This is a genomic window from Pseudomonas sp. AGC41, from assembly GCF_057334555.1.
Window position 1 is genome coordinate 106590 of the sequence record NZ_JBHFJB010000136.1, and the last position, 3708, is coordinate 110297.

Below are 3708 nucleotides of genomic sequence, written 5' to 3' on the forward strand. Positions count from 1 at the left end.
GCGCAATCCTTTGTGGGAGCGAGCCTGCTCGCGAAGGGGGCTACGCCATTCGCACGCCAGGCGTCAGGCTGGCCGGCATCACCAGGCTTGGCGTCTCCAGCGACGCCACCGGATACGCGCAGTAATCCGCCGCGTAATAAGCACTGGCGCGGTGGTTGCCCGAGGCGCCGATGCCGCCGAACGGCGCGCTGCTGGCGGCGCCGGTCAGCTGTTTGTTCCAGTTGACGATGCCCGCGCGGCTTTGCAGCCAGAACTGGTCGTAACGTTCTTGCGAATCCGAGAGCAAACCGGCGGCCAGGCCATATTGGGTATTGTTGGCTTCGCTGATCGCCGCGGCGAAATCCTGGTAGCGGATCACTTGTAGCAAAGGCCCGAACAGCTCTTCGTCAGGGCGCTCGGCCACGGCGGTCACGTCGAGGATCCCCGGGGTCAGCAATGCGGCTTGGGGCTGCGGCTGGGTCATGGCGAGCAGTGGCACGGCGCCCTTGCCCAGCAAATGATTTTGCGCGTCCATCAGCGCCTTCGCCGCGCCCAAGGAAACCACCGAGCCCATGAACGGCGCCGGTTGCTGGTCAAAGGCGCCGACTTCAATGGTCGAGCTGACCTGCACCAGACGCGCCAGCAAGGCGTCGCCCCAGGCACCTTCCGGCACCAACAGGCGGCGTGCGCAGGTGCAACGCTGGCCGGCGGAAATAAACGCCGACTGGATGATCGTGTAGACCGCCGCGTCGACGTCGGCCACTTCGTCCACCACCAGTGGGTTGTTGCCGCCCATTTCCAGCGCGAGGATCTTGTCCGGACGACCGGAGAATTGTTGATGCAGCAGGTTGCCGGTGCGACTGGAACCGGTGAAGAACAGCCCGTCGATGCCCGGATCCGCTGCCAGGGCGATACCGGTTTCCCGCGCTCCTTGCAGCAGGTTCAGCACGCCCGCCGGCAGGCCGGCCTCGACCCAGCACTGGACCGTCAGCTCGGCGACTTTTGGGGTCAGCTCGCTCGGTTTGAACAACACGCAGTTGCCCGCCAGCAATGCCGGCACGATGTGCCCGTTGGGCAAATGGCCGGGGAAGTTGTAGGGGCCGAATACCGCCACCACACCGTGAGGTTTGTGCCGCAGCACGGCGGTGGCGTCGCCCAGGGGGCCGCTCTTTTCGCCGGTGCGCTCGCGGTAGCTCTGCACCGAGATAGCCACCTTGTTGATCATGCTGGTGACTTCGGTGGTGGCTTCCCACAGCGGCTTGCCGGTTTCCTCACCGATGCAACGAGCCAGTTCGTCAGCATGCGTCTTCAAGGTGCCGGCGAAGGCTTCGAGCACCTGGATGCGCTCATCCAGCGAGCGCCGCGCCCATTCCGGGAACGCCTGGCGCGCGGCCTGCACGGCCGACTCGACCTGCGCCGCCGTGGCGCCCTTGCCCGTCCACAGCACTTGCTGGGTGACCGGGTTCAACGACTCAAAGACGTCGCCCTGGCCTTCCAGCCAGCTTCCCGCGATGTACAGCGATTTCATTATTTGGTCTCCCGAGCGGCGGACAACGCCACGGCACGCACCTGGTCGCCGGCGTTGAGTTGAAGACGTTTGGCGGTCAGCGGATCGACCACCAGGGTGCCCGCGGCAAAGCGCGCCGGCGCCGCGGTGATGCGGCAGTCCTGGCACTTGCGGTTATGGATGAGGAATGGCGTGGCGTCATCGCCCGGCGTGCCGATGGCCAGCACCAGCGCCTGGCTGTCGCGAATCGCGCGGATCTTGCCGGTCTCGCATTCGACGGCCGGGCCGGCGTCGAAGATGTCGACGTAGCCCTGATAACTGAAGCCTTCGCTCTTGAGCATCGACAGCGCCGGTTCGGTGTCGGGATGGACCTGGCCGATCACGGCGCGGGCATCCTCGGACAGGAAGCAGGTGTACAGCGGGAACTTGGGCATCAATTCGGCAATGAAGGCCTTGTTGCCCACACCGGTCAGGTAATCGGCCTGGCTGAATTCCATCTTGAAGAAGTGCCGGCCGAGGCTTTCCCAGAACGGCGAGCGGCCGTTTTCGTCGGACATGCCGCGCATCTCGGCGATGATCTTGTTGCCGAACAGCTGGGCGAATTCGGCGATGAACAGCAGCCGCGCCTTGGCCAGCATGCGGCCGTTGAGGCCGTTGCGGTAGTCGGCGTGCAGAAACAGCGAGCACAGCTCGGAATTGCCGGTCAGGTCGTTGGCCAGGAACAGCGTCGGGATTTCCCGGTAGATGTTCAGCTCCTGGGAAGCGCTGACCGTCAGGCCGACGCGGAAGTTGTACCAGGGCTCGCGCAGCCCCACGGCACCGGCGATGGCGGAAATGCCCACCACGCGACCGTCGTCGTCTTCGAGCACGAACAGGTAGTCCGCATCGCCGCGCCCGGCTTCGCCGCGAAAGGTCTTCTCGGCCCAGCCGACCCGATGCGCCAGGCGCTCTTCGTTGGCCGGCAGGGTGGTCAGGCCGGTGCCGGTGCTGCGGGCCAGGGCGATCAGAGCGGGTAAATCGCTGCTGCGTACGGGACGAACGATCATGCTATCTCCTCAAACGGGCCGCTCAAGCCACCCGCGAAAAACTCAGGCGTAAAGCGTTATACGGCTACCAGGCGCACGCTGGCACCCTCGCCGACGCCCAGGGCTTCGGCCGCTTCCATATCCAGTGTCACGGGCTTGCCCGGCGCGTAATCGAGTTCGAGCAGCACGGCGCGGTAATCCTGCAGTTGGGCATTGGCGACCAGGTACTGGCGACCGACGCCCTTGACCGTTTCACCGATCTTGACCGGCACCACGCGGCTCTGGGCGATCGAGCGGATCCCCGAGACACGCGCATGCAAGGTCGGACCGCCATCGAAGATGTCGATGTAGTGATCGGTTTCGAAACCTTCGCGCATCAGGATATCGAAGGTGATCTGCGCGCGCGGGTGAACCTGGCCCATGGCTTCCTGGGCGGCGTCCGGCAACAGCGGCACATAGATCGGGTAATGCGGCATCAGCTCGGCGAGGAAGGTACGGCTTTTCAGCCCGCACAAGCGCTCGGCGGCGGCGTAATTGAGGTCGAAGAAATTGCGACCGATGGCGTCCCAGAACGGCGAATCGCCATTCTCGTCGCTGTAGCCGACAATCTCGGTCACCACCGAATCGGCGAAGCGCTCCGGGTGGCTGGCGACGAACAGCAGGCGTCCGCGCGAATTGAGCTCCGCCCACGGCGAGCCGACCAGTTCCGGGACCACGTAGAAACTGGTCAACAGGCTGTTGCCGGTCAAGTCGTGGCATTGGGACAGGACGTGGATCTTGTTATGGATCTTCAACTCGCGGGAGGCGTGGACGAAGGTCTCGTTGCGAAAGCTGTAGAACGGCTCGGAATAACCCGCCGACGCAACGATGGCCGAACAGCCCACCAGTTTGCCGGTGGTGGTGTCTTCAAGGACGAAGAAATAGCTCTCCTCGCCGTTGAAACTGACTTCGGCGGCGAACGAGGCTTCGCTTGCAGCGATCTTGTCGCTCAGGCGTTCCACGTCGTCCGGCAAGGAAGTGACACCGATCGGACTGTCCGCAGCCAGACGCTGTACCTCGCCCAGATCAGCCATTTGCGCGGGGCGCATCACCAGCATGGTGTCACTCCTTAACTTGAAATAAACGGTTCGACCATGAAGTCGATACACAGAGAATAAAAAAAACCGGACACTGAAGTGAACCTCCTGTGGGGGGGGG

General features: G+C 63.9%; 3 protein-coding genes. All 3 read right to left on the bottom strand.

All coding sequences use genetic code 11. From position 1 onward, the window contains the following. Positions 1–40: 40 nt before the first annotated feature. The 3 genes from astD to aruF are packed head-to-tail and all read right to left on the bottom strand — an operon-like array spanning position 41 to position 3608. The gene (gene astD, locus ACE04F_RS22425) at positions 41–1510 is read right to left on the bottom strand and encodes a succinylglutamate-semialdehyde dehydrogenase (protein ID WP_486110005.1); all 1470 of its coding nucleotides are present in this window, start codon (positions 1508–1510) and stop codon (positions 41–43) included. Continuing rightward, positions 1507–2532 (bottom strand): arginine N-succinyltransferase, encoded by a 1026-nt coding sequence (astA, locus tag ACE04F_RS22430; RefSeq protein ID WP_486109975.1) that lies wholly within the window; start codon positions 2530–2532, stop codon positions 1507–1509. Before astA ends, astD begins: the two co-directional genes overlap by 4 nt. A gap of 56 nt (positions 2533–2588) precedes the next feature. After that, complete coding sequence (gene aruF / locus ACE04F_RS22435; RefSeq protein WP_434572348.1) at positions 2589–3608, bottom strand: arginine/ornithine succinyltransferase subunit alpha; 1020 nt, start codon at positions 3606–3608, stop codon at positions 2589–2591. Positions 3609–3708: the final 100 nt, after the last annotated feature.